Genomic DNA, 16,406 nt, shown 5'->3' on the forward strand with positions numbered 1-16,406 from the left:
AGTGTCGTGGACGCAGCGCAGTCGAACCGCGGCACCGGCCGTGTGGAGCTTCGTTCTGGCGATGATCGTCCTGGGCCCGCTGTGGGGTAACGGCTATCTGCTCCTTCGCGACGCGGTCAGCACCCCTCGGTCCTATTTCACCGATTCTGCACTCGGCACCACCGACGCTGCCGCCCGTGCGGTCCCGCAGGACGGCGTCATAGCGGCGTTGTCCATCGCGTTCGACGGCGGACTAGTGGTCAAGACGATTCTTACGCTGGCGCTGTGGCTCGCCGGTTGCGGTGCCGCGGTCATGGTTCGCCGGTTACTACCGACCACGACGACGCCTGCATTGCTCACCGCCGCGACCCTCGCCATCTGGAATCCCTACGTGGCCGAGCGGTTACTACAGGGGCACTGGAGTCTGCTCGTCGGCTACGCCGCGCTTCCGTGGACGGTGACCGCGGCGATAACCCTGCGTGAGACGGGACGGTGGCAAGGACTGGCAGTCTGCCTCGCCGCCGCAGGGCTCACGCCCACCGGAGCGATCCTCGCGGCCGTCACCGCCCTCGTCGTCGTTGCGCTGCCCTCCGACGTGCAGCGCTCCCGACGGGTACTACTGACTGCTCTGCTTGCGCTGGCCGCTTCCTCGCCCTGGCTGGTGGCCACCGCAGTATCCGGCGGCGGAACCCTCGGAACCGACCCGGCAGGCGTCGCCGCCTTCGCCGCCCGGGCCGAGCCCGGCCTCGGCACACTTGCCAGCCTGGCGGGCCTGGGAGGCATCTGGAACGCCGACGCCGTCCCCGCCACCCGCACGACGCACTTCGCCGTCCTCGGAACACTTCTGCTGCTCGCCGTCGTCGCAGTCGGGTTGCCGCCGTTGTGGCGTCGACGCAGAAACCCGATCATCGCCGCCCTCGCCGTCATGGCCGTCCTCGCCGTCGTCACGCCCGCGCTCGGTGCGACCGGAATCGGCCTGCGCGTCGGCGAGTGGGCAGCGCAGGACGTCCCGGGTGCGGGCCTGCTGCGTGACAGCCAGAAATATCTCGCACTGGCGATGCCGTTCTACGTGCTCGCCGCCGCTGCCGGAGTCACCTGGCTCGGAGCAAGAATTCGTATGCCCTGGGTCCCTGCCGTCGCAGCCATCACAGCGTTGCTGCTGGCACTACCGGACCTGGTGTGGGGAGTGACGGGTAAACTCACCCCCGTCGAATATCCGACGTCGTGGAACGCTGTCGCCGAAGAACTCCAGGGCCGCGACGGGGACGTGGCAGTGCTGCCTGCCGGAATCTTCCGCATCTTCCCCTACAGCGGCGACGCACCCGTTCTCGATCCCGCACCGCGAATGCTCCCGCTCGACGTCCTGCAGACCGGTGAACTCATCGTCGCAGGAGGATCGGTACGCGGCGAGAGCAGCCGCGCTTCCACCGTCGAAAAGACGTTGCTCGACGGCGGATCCGCAGCCGAACTGGCACAACTGGGCGTCGGCTGGGTCCTCGTCGAGCGCACGACGCCCGGACTGCTCGGCGAGTCGGCGGACACGCTGGACCAACTCGAACGCGTCTACGCCGACGACGAACTGGCGTTGTACCAAGTGCCAGGGGCAATCGGAACGACCGAGGTCAGTCCAGCGTCGTACTGGATCGTCGTGGCCGCGCACCTGGGGTGGGCCCTGTCAATAGTGGGCGGACTCTGCTGGGGCCTGCGGCGAAGATGACACGAGCCCGGAGACATGGGCGCCCAGTGCCGACGCCACCAGCACACTCTCCACACCCTGCGCGCATTGCTCCCACGAGAACTCGAGCGCGCGCACCCGGGCCTTCTCGCCCAAGTCGGCGCGGACATCGGCGTCGAGCAGCAGTTCCCCGATGGCGTCGGTGAGTGCGGGCACGTCGCGGTCATTCCCTTCGGAACCAACCAGCACACCGGTCACACCGTCGATGATCGAATCGGTCAGGCCCTTCGAACTGCGGTAGCCGACGGTAGGGACACCATGCTGAGCTGCTTCGACGACGGCAAGGCCCCACCCCTCCTTCCTCGAGGGCATCACATGCACCCAGGAGCGGCCGAGCAGTTCGTGTTTACGGTCTTCGTCGACGTGTCCGTGGAACGTGACAGCACCTTCGATGCCGAGCTCACGCACACGCTCACGCAGGTTTTCTTCCCACCAGCCGCCACCGACGACGTCGAGGTGCAGGTCCGGGAGCTGTCGTCGCAGGGTGGCCACGACAGCGAGCGCATCCTCGATCTGCTTGTGCGGCACCAACCTCGACAACACCGACAGAGACGGGTACGAGGTTCTGGTGTGCGCCCCACCGACCGACGCTGCCGGGGACGCGCCGTTTCGAACGACGGCGACCCGGTCGCGGTCGACTCCGAGTGCAACGAGCTCATCCGCCGACGGCAACGACACCGTCAAGTACTGATTACGCCGATGAACGCGCGGTGAGACCGTGCTCTCGAGCCACCAACCGATCTTCGCCATCACCGGGCCCGCCACCGGCCACTGCTCCCGATGGCAATGGTGAACCAGCAACGTCACCGGTGCGCCCGCGACGAGACGCGAGAAGAAAGGGATGCCGTTCTGAGTGTCGACGACAGCATCCGGGTTGATCCCGCGCAAAGGACCGAACCCGAGCCGGCCGGCAGCGACCGCAGCGAGAGCCCTCGGATACACGCTCAAGCGGCCACCACCGCGGCTGATCTGGATACCGTCGACGGTCTCCCGCGCGGGAGCGCCCGGATACGACGCCGTCCGCAGCGTCACCCGCACTCCGCGTCGCGCCAGGCCCGCACCGACCTGCTCGAGGTAGCGCTCGCTGCCGCCGCCCTGGGGATGGCCCGTATCGCGCCAACAGAGCAAGAGCACCTCGCGCACAGCTGGCTCCCCCATCACGGCGTAATCGAATATGAACTTCCGACACCTTAACGGTTCACCCGCCCCGCGGCGTCGCGACAGGGTGTATTCCCCTACTCTTTTGCAACGTGCCACGTCGTCAGGGTCGATTCGCGAGCTCTCGCCGTGTCGAGCGACCCGTAACCCACTTCTTCGCCCAGCGCGCGACCCTTCGCCGATCGGTGAGCCTGCTTCGGGATTTCGGACACGAGCAGAGCTCTCCCGACATCTTCTACAGCGCCCTGGCCCGCGATTCCGTCGAACTCATCAGTGATCTGTACCAGGGTCTGACCGGCAACATTCTCGAGGATCGCGTGGTCATGGACGTCGGCGGCGGGCCCGGTTATTTCGCGGACGTCTTCCGCGCCAGCGGAGCTCGGTACATCCCCGTCGAACCGGATCCGACAGAGATGCACGCTGCCGGTCTGAACGTGCACGGCAGCGTCCGCGGATCGGGAATGGCGTTGCCGTTTCGGGACGACAGCGTGGACGTGTGCTTTTCCTCGAACGTCGCCGAACACGTGCGGCATCCGTGGGTCATGGCCGAGGAAATGTTACGTGTCACCAAACCCGGTGGGTTGATGGTCCTGTCGTACACGCTGTGGAGAGGGCCGTTCGGCGGCCACGAAACCGGTCCCTGGCACTACTTCGGCGGCGAGTTCGCAGCCCGCAGATACCTTCGCAAGCACGGCCGCGAACCCAAGAATCGTTTCGGTGAATCCCTGTTCGACGTCGGAGCATCGGAGGGACTGCGGTGGGCCCGCGAGACTACGCAGGGCACTGTGCTGGCCGCATTTCCGCGCTACCACCCGAAATGGGCGTGGTGGATGATCCGTGTTCCGGTACTTCGCGAATTTCTTGCCAGCAACCTCGTCGTGGTCCTGCGCGCCGACGCACGCTGACAGTAGTTTGGGACATATGACAGCGTTGGCATTGGACATCGGGGGCACCAAGATCACTGCGGCGATCGTCGACGCCGACGGTAGACCCGGTGAGGCTCTCGTCGTTTCCACCCCGAAAGTCGATGTGTGGCAGGCCTGTTCCGAGTTGCTCGACACGGTCGTAGCGGGATCGGATATCGCCGCCATCGGTATTGCGTGCGCAGGCCCGGTCGACCTGGTCGCCGGGACGGTCGCACCGATCAACATCGACGAGTGGAAGGGCGGTTTCGGCCTCACCGAGGAAATCGCCAAGAAGTTTCCCGACGCCACGACACGCCTGGCCGGTGACGGTGGGTGCGCGGCACTCGGCGAACATCGGTTCGGTGCCGCACAAGGCGTGGACAACCTCATCAGCGTGGTCGTCTCCACCGGAGTCGGAGGCGGTCTGGTGCTCGGCGGCGAGATTGTGCACGGCCGCAGCGGAAATGCCGGCCACATCGGCCACATCGTCGTCCCCGGTTCGACGGCCTACTGCTCGTGCGGCGGTCTCGGATGTGTGGAGACCGTCTCGAGCGGCCCGTCTGCGGTCGGATGGGCGCAAGAACAAGGCTGGACCGGCACCACCGGCGCCGAGCTCGCCGAGGATGCCGCGAACGGAAACGTCGTAGCGGTGACGACATTGCAGCGCGCGGGCGTAGCGCTGGGTCAGGCGATCGCGTCGGCCGCTGCCCTGGTCGATGTCGAGCTCGTGGTCATCGGCGGAGGGTTTGCGCAGGCAGGCCCACCGCTGTGGGATCCGATCCAAGAGTCCGCGGCGCTGCATGCGCGGCTGAGGTTCCTCGACGGGCTCACGATCGTGCCGGCGAAACTGGGTGCGGTAGGGACGTTGACCGGGGCTGCGGTACTTGCGGCCTCGGCCACCTGATCCAGCTGCGCTCGCACGTAGGCATCAGTCGAATCCTTCCGAATCACTGCAACGTGTTCTAGTCTCGATCCATGACCGACTTCGCCAAGCTGTTCATCGGCGGGCACTGGACCGCACCGTCAACCGAGGAGACGCTCGACGTCTTTTCACCCGCCACCGAAGAGCGCGTCGGGAGGACTCCCGTCGCCGCCCCCGTAGATATCGACGCGGCGGCACAGGCCGCGCGCACAGCCTTCGACTCCGGCCCCTGGGCCCGATCATCCCCCACTGAACGAGCGCAGGTGCTCGCGAACTTCGCCAAGCTGATCGAGGAACGGAGCGCCGAGCTCACCGAGGTCATCTCGGGCGAAATGGGTGCCCCGCACGCCATGGTCGGGATGCTGCAACAGACTCCCGCACTGGCTGCGCTCAACTACTACGTTTCGCTCGCCGAGACCTTCCCCTGGAAGGAATCCCGTCACGGAGCATTCGGCCAATCCAACATCACCCGCGAACCCGTCGGCGTCGTCGCAGCCGTCATCGCCTGGAACGTCCCACTGTTCCTTGCGATCAACAAGCTGGCGCCCGCACTGCTCGCCGGCTGCTCGGTGTTGCTCAAGCCCGCTCCCGAAACACCCCTGTCTGCCAACCTCCTCGCCGACCTCCTGACCGAGGCCGGACTACCGGAAGGCGTGCTCTCGGTCCTTCCCGGTGGTGCCGAGACAGGCAAGTACCTCACCGCGCACCCACTCGTGGACAAGGTCACCTTCACCGGCAGCACCGACGTCGGCCGCAGCATCGGCGCAACCGCCGCGCAGCAACTCAAACGATGCTCACTCGAACTCGGCGGAAAGTCCGCAGCAATCCTGCTCGAAGACGTGGACATCGCGTCGGCGATCCCGATGCTGCTGCTGTCCGGCCTCATGAACAGCGGGCAGGCCTGCGTCGCACAGACTCGCATCCTCGCCCCGCGCTCGCGCTACGACGAGATCGTCGACGCCATGGTCGCGGGAGCCGGCTGGATGAAGATGGGCGATCCGACGGACCCGGCAACACAACTCGGCCCCCTCATCTCGGAGAAGCAGCGCGACCGCGTCGAGGCATACATCGCGAAGGGAAACGAAGAAGGTGCACGTCTCGTCCTCGGCGGCGGACGCCCGGAGGGTTTGGACAAAGGCTGGTACGTCGAGCCGACCATCTTCGCCGATGTCGACAACTCGATGACGATCGCCCAGGAAGAAATTTTCGGCCCGGTCCTCGCGGTCATTCCCTACGACTCCGAAGACGAAGCCATCAAGATCGCCAATGACTCCACCTACGGCCTCGCCGGATCGGTCTGGACCACCGACATCGAACACGGCGTCGAGGTCTCCGCACAGATCCGCACGGGCACGTCGGCGATCAACTGGTACGCATTCGATCCCAGCGCCCCGTTCGGTGGCTACAAGAACTCCGGCATCGGACGCGAAAGCGGCCCGGAAGGCCTCGAGGCGTACTGCGAACTCAAGTCGGTCCTCATGCCGCCGGGGTACGTGGCGCCGACTGCTTGATTCCCGCAGGCAGCGGTTCGGCGTCTGACAATCCGCTCCCCTAGTTGATCCCAACAGCGGGGGTAAATTCCGCCACCGGACGCCACCGACACCACCGACACCACCGACATAAAAACGAAGCGGGGCTCACCCAAAAGGGTGCGCCCCGCTTCTTACTGTCGGACTATGCGCCCAGACGCTGCTTCAGCGCTTCGAACTCGTCCTTGATACCGGTGGGAAGCTTCTCCCCGACGAACTCGAACCACTCTTCGATCAGTGGGATCTCGGCCTTCCATTCGTCGACGTTCACCGCCAGTGCCTCGGCGACGTCTTCGACGGTGGTGTCGAGGCCCGTGATGTCGAGTGCAGCTGCTGTCGGGACGACACCGATGGGCGTCTCGACGCCTTCGGCCTTGTGCTCGATGCGCTCCACGATCCACTTCAGGACGCGGGAGTTCTCGCCGAATCCTGGCCAGAGGAAGCGCTTGTCGTCGCCGCGGCGGAACCAGTTGACGTAGAACACCTTCGGGAGCTTCGACTCGTCGGCGTTCTTGCCGAGGTCGATCCAGTGCTGGAAGTAGTCACCGACGTTGTAGCCGAGGAACGGGAGCATGGCCATCGGGTCGCGGCGGATGGTTCCGACCGTGCCCTCTGCTGCTGCTGTCTGCTCGGATCCGACGGTGGCACCCATGAACACGCCGTGCTGCCAGTCGCGAGCCTCGGTGACCAGCGGAACCGTCGTCTTGCGACGCCCACCGAACAGGATGGCCGAAATCGGCACACCCTCCGGGTCGTCCCACTCGGCGGCCATCGACGGGCACTGAGCCATGGGCACGCAGTAGCGCGAGTTCGGGTGTGCGGCGTTCTGATCGGACTCGGGCGTCCAGTCGTTGCCCTTCCAGTCGATCAGATGCTGCGGGTCTCCTTCGAGGCCCTCCCACCACACGTCGCCGTCGTCGGTCAGTGCCACGTTGGTGAACAACGAGTTGCCCTGATCGATGGTCTTCATCGCGTTGGGGTTGGAATCCCAGTTGGTTCCGGGTGCGACACCGAAGAAGCCGAATTCGGGGTTGACGGCGTAGAGACGGCCGTCCTTGCCGAAGCGCATCCAGGCGATGTCGTCACCGATGGTCTCGGCGCGCCAGCCCGGAATGGTCGGCTGAATCATTGCGAGGTTGGTCTTGCCACATGCGGACGGGAACGCCGCGGCGATGTAGTAGGCCTTGTCCTCCGGCGAAATCAGCTTGAGGATCAGCATGTGCTCGGCGAGCCAGCCCTCGTCGTGAGCCATTGCCGACGCAATACGCAGGGAGTAGCACTTCTTGCCCAGCAGAGCGTTGCCGCCGTAACCGGAGCCGTAGCTCCAGATCTCGCGATCCTCGGGGAAATGCGTGATGTATTTGGTGCTGTTGCACGGCCACGGGACGTCGTCCTGGCCGTCGGCGAGCGGAGCGCCGAGCGAGTGCAGCGCCTTGACGAAGAAGCCGTCGTTGCCGAGCTTGTCCAGTACTACCGAGCCCATGCGAGTCATGACGCGCATCGAGACGACGACGTACTCCGAGTCGGTGATCTCCACACCCAACTTGGGGTCCTCTGCAGCGAGCGGGCCCATGCAGAACGGGACGACGTACATGGTTCGTCCGCGCATGCTGCCGCGGTAGAGCCCGGTCATCAGCTCGCGCATCTCCGACGGGTCCATCCAATTATTGGTGGGGCCTGCGTCGATCTCTTCCTTGGAACAGATGTAGGTCCGCGACTCGACGCGTGCAACGTCGGTTGGATCGGAATTGCCGAGGAACGAGTTCGGCTTCTTTTCGTCGTTGAGCCGCGTGAAGGTGCCTGCGTCCACCAAGTGTGTGGTGAGCCGCTCCCACTCTTCGTCGGATCCGTCAGCGAAGACCACCCGCTCCGGCTCGGTGAGTTCTGCTACTCCCCGCACCCACGCAAGAAGTTCCTTGTGTTGGGTGGGAAGTGCGGCATCAGTGCCGTTCAAACCGGGAATGGTCGCTGAGGTCATCTAACTCTCCTGGGGTGAGCCGGAACCAGATACACTTCGTCGCTGCCGGGCTGAGCAGCGGCACAAGCAAACCTGATCATCCCTTTCTGTGGGGCGCTGCCCGATTGCCGAATTGCGTATACCGCATCCTACCGGTCACGTCAATCGAGAACACGGGCGCCGGGTGTCCTGGTCTCAGGTTAACGCCGAGTGACGCTGTTCCGGAACCGGGGTGTTGTCCGATTGGTCACAAGAACGATTCAGCTGATGGAAAGTCGATTCGCGCCGACGCGGTTACCGGTACTGACATGGAAGAACGATCAACTACAACTAATCGAAAATCTCGCCCGAATCGGTGCGCTCCCACCGCGAAGATCCGTCGGCGGTACGAAATATCTCCCAGGATTGGTAACCGCCGTCACGTCCGAAGCTTGTGAACGTTTCGATCATGCCGTCGGCGTCGGCATCGCGTGCAATGGTCACGCCTGCATCGGTGTGGGTGACCCGAGTCTCGTCGAACCCATCGCCGTCGACGTCGAACATCTGGGTCGAGAGCCCATCCGACGGTTCATCGTGGTCGGCCGTGGTGCTCGCGTCTACAAAGAACGCGTCGGTAAAGTCCATGGTCCCCACCTCGATGTCTCGTACGAGTAGTACTGTCGCGCCCCTATCTGTTCAGACGCGCCGCGGAACGCGTCGGTTCCACCCTCGACTCGAGGGATTTCCGGTGACTGTTCGCAGGGCCGGACACGTCGAACTTCTCGATTCCGCGATCCAGCGATGCAAGGTCCCTGTCGCACGCCGCGAGAACCGTCGCCCGATGTTGCGCGGCACCTCTCAGCGCGGCCTCGACTCGTCCGAGTTCGGTCTCGGCCGAGATCGCCATCGCACGCGAAGTCTCACCTTCCGCCTGCGCGAACGCGGTTTCGGCGGCGAGGATCCGGGCGAGCACATTCTGCTCCCACAACGACTTGGCCGATCCTGCCCTCTCGTACGCCCACGAACGCACATGTACCCGATCGGCAACCAGCGAGCGTGAGCGCACCAGCCACCAGGCAGCGAGGGCGCCGAGTATCAGCGAGACAGGAATGACGGCAATCGCCAGCGCGGGCACCATCGACAACGGCGACACCGCAATCCGACCCAACCCGACACCGGCGGATGCACCGACGAAGATCATGATGCGGTCTTCCATGCTTCGGCGACGCGAGGCCGGTTCCTCGATCTCGGTCCGAGCCTCGACCCGACCGGGCACTTCCGCACCCAAACCGAGATCGGCATCGATCGAGCGCAGTCTCGTCACCAACGAGGATTCCACCCCTTCTCTGGCGCGTTCGAGCAGCCGAGTCAGATGTGCGGGTAGTTGCGAAAGTTCCGCTCTACTTGCCGCATCGGCGGATTCTCTTGCATGAGAGGTGAATTGGCGTATCGCCTCGTTGATCTCGTGCATCGTTTCCGCGCGGGTCAGCTGAAGCCTGCTACGCAACGTTGCAGCGCGGTCGGTCCGCCCGCGATCACGTGAGTCGGCGAGACGAGCTCGCTCTGCCCGCAACCCGGCTGTCGCCGACGCGCTCGTGACTGCCCGCGCCTTGTTCACGATCTCGCGACGCGCACCCGCGGCGGCCGCACGTACTGCTGCGTTGTACTTCCGCTCGCGCACCGCGTGGTCCGCCTGCATCATCGCTGAGCAGACGAAGGCCCCCAGCGCATCGATGCCCGACTCGTCCGCGAGAGAGGCGCGCGCGTCACGATCTGCCGAGGTGCGGCTGCACTCTGCGAGCTTGGCGGAGGTGGGCCACAGTGACACGTCGACAGCGCGGGGAACGCAGTCGCTGATCACTGCCGACACCGATCGCCGAACCTCACGCCAATCTCGGTGGGCATCGATCTTGTTGATCACCACAGCCACGGTCGTCGACTCCAACGCTGGCGCCAGCTCGGCCAGGGCGTCGCGGCCGAGAGGTGCAGACGCGTCGAGCACGTACACCACTACCGCTGCCGTGGTGACGTCATGAGCCCACTCGAGTACCCCGTCTGCTGCGACGGCCAACTCCTTCTCGACGGCGGAGACGCCCGATCCACCGACGCCGGAGAGATAGACGCCGCGGGGATCCGCGCGTCGTGCGTTCGCGATGTCGTCCGTTCCGGTCGGGTACCACCGGCGAACGACGCTGTCCATGTCTGCGGGTACGTCGATCACGAGCGGGCTCGCATTCGTAGATATCCCCGCGAGATCGCGTGCGCTGCCCGGCTGTAGTTCGGATCCTCGGCGGACTGTGCGCGTGCAAGCCACAGTGCGGCCGATTCGACCTCGCCCCCGGGCTCCACCGTCTCGTCGAGCGCATCCAACGCCGACCGCATGATCGCCAGGACTGCCTCGTCGGAGGCCAGGAAGGTCTCGAGTTCCTCGGCGCTCGCCGGATGCTCGGCAACGAGTTCGGTCAACCGGTGCAGTAGGCGGGCCTGCCTTTCGGTGCGCACCCGCTCGACGCTCCGCCGCACGGCTTCGATGAACGGCGCTGCTCCACTGACACCGAGCAGCATGAGCCGAATCTGCACGTCATCCATCGTGGGATCGGAGCGCAGAGCATCTACGACGGTACGCACACCGAGTATTTCGATCTGCTCGACAAGATCGTCCCGCTCGGCCGCAGTCGGCGCTTCACGCGAGACCGACGCGGGGGAAATATCGGCGCGCAGAAACCTTTCCCGCGTCAGCAACATGTCCGAGGAAAGGTGCGGAGCCGCGCGGCGCAGCATCTCGAAGGACTTCGGCTCTCGCTCCGACACCGTCCGGGCCATCGTTCCCATCAGCGGCAGCACTTCGCTACCGACCGCGGACGTCAGCCGGTCGAGTGCCCCAGCAAGATCGTCGACGGTGTCGGCCTTGGCCAGTACCGGCACCACGTGCGACGCCGACGCCGACGCCACAGCGTCGACATCCGCCTTCTGGGCACCACTCGTGAGCACATAGACCACTATGTCCCCGTCGAGATCAGGGTCTGGTGCGCTCGGCACGTCCATCGCAGCGGTCTCGGTGATCTCGACGTCTTCCCACCCGGCATCGGCCGGCCCGGAAACAGCGGATGCAGTCAGCACCGCACGCACCGAGGACTTGCCCACCCCGACCCGGCCGGACACTTGAATCCGAATTGGGGCGAAGCAGCGGTCGAGGGCGAGACCGATCTCGCGGCCCGAACCTGGATCGCGCTCGGACACACTCGACGCAAGAGAGCGCATTCGGCCCTGGTTCACTCCGCTCATGACGTCCCCCCACCGAGATTGCTGCACGTAACCGGGTTTTGCGCTCACGACGGGGTCCCAACCCGTCGTGCGGACCGATTCTGACACAGACCAGCCAAAAACTTTTCACGGCAGACACCCGCTGGCCTGCATCTACACACAAAGTCTCAACTTCAACTCCAGACCCATCTGTCACACACTCGCCCGATGGGCGACAATGGTCCAGTGAACGACGCACGAAGCACCACGCCGAACCTCGAACCAGGGGACAACCAGGGCCAAAATCGAGGGTCTCGGCTGTACCCGAGGGTGACGAGCTTTCGCTCCCGGCGCGGAGCTTTGACCGCCGCGCAGCAGACCACCTGGGACACGCTGTGGCCGAAGATCGGCCGCGATGTCGCCGACGAACTCATCGACATCGACGGTTGGTTCGGCCGTCCAGGGCCGGCGATCCTCGAGATCGGATCCGGAACTGGTACCGCCACGACCGCGATGGCTCAGGCCGAACCGCACGTGAATTTGATGGCGGTCGAGGTCTACCGTCCCGGCCTCGCTCAGACGCTGCAGCAGATCGAGCGCGAAGAGATCGACAACATACGTCTACTTCGTGGCGATGCGATGGACGTGTTGGAGAACATGCTGACCTCGGAATCGTTGACGGGCGTCCGGGTGTTCTTTCCGGATCCCTGGCCCAAGGTCCGCCACCACAAACGACGGCTACTGCAGGCCCCGACCTTCGCGATGATCGCCGATCGGTTGAAGCCGGGTGGAGTTCTGCACGTCGCGACCGATCACGCCGAGTATGCAGAATGGATCGCCGAGGCCGGGAACGCAGAACCGTCGCTGACCGTTCTCGATTGGGAGTCTCCGATGACACACGAGCGACCCGTCACCAAGTTCGAGGGCAAAGCCCAACTTGTGGGCAGCTCGGTGACGGAGTTGATATGGGGGAAGATCACACCATGAGCGTCAGCGAAGAAGTCTCGAATACAGCTTTCGCTCCCATACCCGCCCTCGACACAAGTGATTCTCATCACAACAAACGAGTACTTCTGGTGTGGGATGCCCCCAACCTCGACATGGGGCTCGGCGCAATTCTCGGCGGTAGGCCGACTGCGGCGTACCGTCCACGGTTCGATGCGCTGGGCCGATGGCTGTTGCAGCGCACCGCCGAACTGTCGACGAACGGTTCGGGGATTCTCGAAGCCGAGGCAACCGTCTTCACCAATATCGCCCCAGGCAGCGCCGATGTCGTTCGCCCCTGGGTCGAAGCGTTGCGTAACGTGGGTTTCGCGGTGTTCGCCAAGCCCAAGGTGGACGAAGACAGTGACGTCGACGACGACATGCTCGACCACATCGAGTTTCGCAATCGCGGTGGCGGGCTGGCCGGAGTCATGGTCGCTTCGGCGGATGGCCAGGCCTTTCGTGAGCCACTGGAGAACATCGCCGCAACTGGTGTGCCCGTTCAGGTGCTCGGGTTCCGTGAGCACGCAAGCTGGGCGGTCACATCGGAGACCCTGGAATTCCTCGACCTCGAGGACATTCCCGGAGTCTTCCGTGAGTCTCTGCCTCGCGTGAGTCTCGACTCGCTGCCGGACGAAGGCGCATGGCTGCAGCCGTTCCGACCACTGTCCGCCCTTCTCGTCGGGCGTCAAGGAGTTTCTTAAGTGTTCGCCAGATGGGGAGATCTCGTCTACCGCTTGCGGTTCACGGTCATCGGAGTCATGGTGGCCGGGCTTCTGGGCTTCGCAGCGTACGGGTTGGATCTCAACGACCATCTGAGCCAGAGCGGCTGGGACGACCCGGGTTCGGAGTCGGCCCAGGCCGCTCGCCTCGCCGACGAGACCTTCGGGCGTGATCAGTCCAGCGATGTGATCGTTCTCTACACCGCGCCCGAAGGTAAGACCGTCGACGACCCGGACTTCAACGCGAAGGTCACCGACAGCCTCAACTCTCTCGTCGGCGAACATCCCGACCAGATATCCAAGATCAATGGCACCTACTTCAAGGTCGACAACGCCGTCAGCGCCCCGGCGCTGGCCACCCCGGACAGAACCCACGCCATCGCCAGTATCGCGATCGTCGGTGACAACGACACCGAGCTGACCAACAATTTTCAGAAGATCAAGGACGTCTTCTACGTCGACGGCGTCAACGTGCAGGTCACCGGTCTGCAGGCAGTCGCCGGAGCGTTGCAGTCCACCATGGCCGGGGATATCCAGCGGATGGAACTGCTCGCCATTCCCGCCGTCGCGGTCCTGCTCTTCTTCATCTTCGGTGGCGTCGTAGCCGCCGCGCTGCCCTTGATCGTCGGCGGGCTCACGGTCGTCGGAGCCAACGGAATCGTCAAGGTTTTCACCAACTTCACCGAGGTCAACAGCTTCGTTGCACCGGTGGTCTCTCTCGTCGGGTTGGGCTTGGCGATCGACTACGGGCTCTTCATCGTGTCCAGGTTCCGAGAAGAGCTCGGCGACGGCTATTCGACCACCCAAGCTGTCCGACGCACCGTCATGACCGCAGGCCGCACCGTGGTCTTCTCGGCGACGATGATCGTCGCCTCGTTGGGCGGCCTACTGCTCTTTCCGCAGGGCTTCCTCAAATCTGTTGCCTACGGCTCGATCGCCACCGTCGCGCTCGCCGCACTGACAGCGATCACGATTCTGCCCGCAATGCTCGCGATCCTCGGCCCACGCGTCGACGCGCTGGGTTTGAAGTTCATGCGCAAGACCAAGTCGTCCGAGGAAATCGAGAACGGCATGTGGGGCAAGCTGACCCGCTGGGTCATGCAGAACCCACTCAAGGTGACGATCCCGATCGTGCTCGGCCTGGTGCTGCTGACACTGCCCGTCGGCAACATCAAGTTCGGTGGAATCAACGAGACCTACCTGCCGCCCGACAACATCACTCGTGAAGCACAGGGCGAGTTCGACGTACTGTTCCCAGGGTTGCGTACCGAACCGCTCAAGCTGATCATTTCCGACGCTCAAGGCTCGTCTCTCGCGCAGATCACCAAGCAGGCCAACGAGGCCCCCGGGCTCATCGAGAAGTTCGCTCCCGACGGCGCGAGCAAAGACGGCGTCATCGTCTTCAAGGCCGGCCTCGTCGACCGAAACGACTCCAAACCCGCCATCGACTATCTGCGAAGTATCGACGTGCCCGCCGGGGCCACAGTGATGGTGACGGGAACGCCTGCGATCGAGCAGGACAGCATCGCCGCCCTCATCGACAACCTGCCGCTGATGGCTCTTCTGGTCATCTTCATAGTGACGCTGTTGATGTTCTTGACCTTCGGATCGCTGGTGTTGCCGATCAAGGCTGTCCTCATGACGACCCTCGGGTTGGGCGCGACGATGGGCATCCTGACATGGATCTTCATCGACGGCAACGGCGCGAGCTTCATGAACTTCACGCCCGGGCCGATCATGGCACCAGTGTTGGTGTTGATCATTTCCATCGTCTTCGGACTATCAACCGACTACGAAGTCTTCCTCCTCTCACGCATGGTCGAAGCACGCGAAAAGGGAGCCAGCACCAGCGAGGCAATCCGCATCGGAACCTCGCACACCGGCCGAATCATCACCGCGGCCGCCCTGATCCTCATCGTCGTGACCGGCGCATTCGCGTTCTCCGACCTGGTGATGATGAAGTACATCGCTTACGGCATGATCGCCGCGCTCATCATCGACGCGACGCTCATCCGTATGTTCCTCGTCCCTGCCACCATGAAACTGCTCGGCGACGACTGCTGGTGGGCGCCACAGTGGATGAAGCGAATTCAGCAGCGGCTCGGACTCGGCGAGACGATCCTCGAGGACGAGCTGATGCCGGACGACGTCCCCGAGCTCGCACTCGTCGGCGGACGCCCGGTCAACACAGTGAAGCCGCCGATGAGGCCGGCGCCACGAGCCGCAGAACCTCTGACCGAACCGATCCCGATGATCGCGCCTGCGAGCGCAGGCCCCGTTCGATCGACCTATGCAGCAAAAGAAGCAGAACGGCGTTCGGCGACCGGCAAGCCTGCCACCGCACCAGCCGAAGATACACAGGCAGCCGAGATCGTTCGGGCTGCTCCCCCCGTCGCGCAATCGGAGCCCCAGAAGCCGGCAGTTCGGCAACAGCCGGTGGTTCCAGAGCGACCGGCAGTTCGGCAACAGCCGGTGGTTCCAGAGCAGCCAGTAGTTCGGCAGCAGCCGGTAATTCCTGAGCAGCCAGTGGTTCAGCAGCCGCCGCCCCGCACCCCGGAACCTGTACGGGCCGCCACTCCGGACGTCCGCTCGATCGAGAGCTGGCTGGCAGATCTACGTGCGCCCACCGACTCTCCCGAAACGCCGAAGGAAGCCACAGCGGCGCCTGCCGAGCGCTCGGTGTCCAACGGCGCCCGTAACGGCTCCTACAGCAATCGTTCGACCGGCCGTGAGTCCGACAGCTCGCGCACCGGAACCGGTGGGAGCCGCGACGACACCCGAGACGGCGGCTTCGGCGAAGATCGCAAGACCAACGGGTCTCCGCGCAACGGATCCCCCACCAACGGATCCTCAACCAACGGCTCGCACACCAACGCCTCGCACACCAACGGCTCGCACACCAACGGTTCCGCTGGTAGCGACGACGCCGGTGCCCGCCCGAGCGAACCGCGTGCGCGCTACGACATCACGACTCGAAATGCGCCCGGCCGGCGCAATGAGACTCCTAGTGATCCGCCGACACCTACAGACCCCGAGCGCACCGACTCGACAGCGGGCGCGGACACGCCGTCGCAAGGTCGACGTCGAATCAGCGATTCCGTCAATCCTGATCCCTCGGAAGCCGATATCGATAGTGGACGCCACCGCGGCGGTCAGCAGGCCTTGAGTGTCAGCGAACTCCTCGCACGAGAGCGTCGGAAGTAGCCCTACCGCAGTCGAATCACATCCTGGATCGCTCTCGGTGCCGGGAAGGTAAGACACCGCTGTGGAATCTCACAGCGTGAAATTCGGGA

Annotated in this window: 12 protein-coding genes; 7 read left to right on the forward strand and 5 right to left on the reverse strand. The window is 64.5% G+C overall.

Going from position 1 to position 16,406, the window contains the following annotated elements:
* Position 1: 1 nt before the first annotated feature.
* Complete coding sequence (locus BJI47_RS18330; RefSeq protein WP_088945076.1) at positions 2 to 1,696, forward strand: hypothetical protein; 1,695 nt, start codon at positions 2 to 4, stop codon at positions 1,694 to 1,696.
* Here the strand turns inward: BJI47_RS18330 and BJI47_RS18335 are convergent.
* Positions 1,655 to 2,857, reverse strand: coding sequence for a glycosyltransferase family 4 protein (locus tag BJI47_RS18335; RefSeq protein WP_088945077.1), 1,203 nt, complete (start codon positions 2,855 to 2,857; stop codon positions 1,655 to 1,657). The two genes, BJI47_RS18330 and BJI47_RS18335, sit on opposite strands and share 42 nt — an antisense overlap.
* A 107-nt stretch (positions 2,858 to 2,964) precedes the next feature.
* On the opposite strand from BJI47_RS18335, the gene BJI47_RS18340 reads away from it, so the two are divergent.
* From BJI47_RS18340 to BJI47_RS18350, 3 genes are all read left to right on the forward strand, one after another.
* Positions 2,965 to 3,777: a class I SAM-dependent methyltransferase gene (locus BJI47_RS18340; protein WP_088945078.1), complete on the forward strand. Its 813-nt coding sequence runs from the start codon at positions 2,965 to 2,967 to the stop codon at positions 3,775 to 3,777.
* A 16-nt stretch (positions 3,778 to 3,793) separates the two neighbouring features.
* Entirely contained in the window at positions 3,794 to 4,681 is an 888-nt protein-coding gene (locus BJI47_RS18345) for an ROK family protein (protein WP_088945079.1), read from the forward strand.
* Between the two features lie 71 nt (positions 4,682 to 4,752).
* On the forward strand, positions 4,753 to 6,210 hold the full coding sequence (locus BJI47_RS18350; RefSeq protein WP_088945080.1) for an aldehyde dehydrogenase: 1,458 nt from the start codon (positions 4,753 to 4,755) through the stop codon (positions 6,208 to 6,210).
* A 163-nt stretch (positions 6,211 to 6,373) separates the two neighbouring features.
* Here the strand turns inward: BJI47_RS18350 and BJI47_RS18355 are convergent, their stop codons facing one another.
* The 4 genes from BJI47_RS18355 to BJI47_RS18370 form a co-directional block, all read right to left on the reverse strand.
* Entirely contained in the window at positions 6,374 to 8,206 is a 1,833-nt protein-coding gene (locus BJI47_RS18355) for a phosphoenolpyruvate carboxykinase (GTP) (protein WP_088945081.1), read from the reverse strand.
* Between the two features lie 309 nt (positions 8,207 to 8,515).
* Positions 8,516 to 8,809, reverse strand: a complete 294-nt coding sequence (locus BJI47_RS18360; protein WP_088945082.1) for a DUF6802 family protein — start codon at positions 8,807 to 8,809, stop codon at positions 8,516 to 8,518.
* Positions 8,810 to 8,852: 43 nt separating this feature from the next.
* On the reverse strand, positions 8,853 to 10,385 hold the full coding sequence (locus BJI47_RS18365) for a hypothetical protein (RefSeq protein WP_088945083.1): 1,533 nt from the start codon (positions 10,383 to 10,385) through the stop codon (positions 8,853 to 8,855).
* Complete coding sequence (locus BJI47_RS18370) at positions 10,382 to 11,497, reverse strand: hypothetical protein (protein WP_125458755.1); 1,116 nt, start codon at positions 11,495 to 11,497, stop codon at positions 10,382 to 10,384. Before BJI47_RS18370 ends, BJI47_RS18365 begins: the two co-directional genes overlap by 4 nt.
* Positions 11,498 to 11,635: 138 nt before the next feature.
* On the opposite strand from BJI47_RS18370, the gene trmB reads away from it, so the two are divergent.
* Genes trmB through BJI47_RS18385 form a run of 3 tightly spaced genes read left to right on the forward strand, consistent with a single transcriptional unit; the run spans position 11,636 to position 16,317 of the window.
* Positions 11,636 to 12,394 (forward strand): tRNA (guanosine(46)-N7)-methyltransferase TrmB, encoded by a 759-nt coding sequence (gene trmB, locus BJI47_RS18375; protein ID WP_088945085.1) that lies wholly within the window; start codon positions 11,636 to 11,638, stop codon positions 12,392 to 12,394.
* Positions 12,391 to 13,095, forward strand: coding sequence for an NYN domain-containing protein (locus tag BJI47_RS18380; protein ID WP_088945086.1), 705 nt, complete (start codon positions 12,391 to 12,393; stop codon positions 13,093 to 13,095). The genes trmB and BJI47_RS18380 overlap by 4 nt, the downstream gene beginning before the upstream one ends.
* A complete protein-coding gene (locus BJI47_RS18385) occupies positions 13,096 to 16,317 on the forward strand; it encodes an MMPL family transporter (protein ID WP_088945087.1) in 3,222 nt (1,073 codons plus the stop codon).
* The last annotated feature ends 89 nt before the right edge of the window (positions 16,318 to 16,406 follow it).

The organism is Rhodococcus sp. 1168 (assembly GCF_002091955.1).
Taxonomy (GTDB): domain Bacteria; phylum Actinomycetota; class Actinomycetes; order Mycobacteriales; family Mycobacteriaceae; genus Rhodococcoides.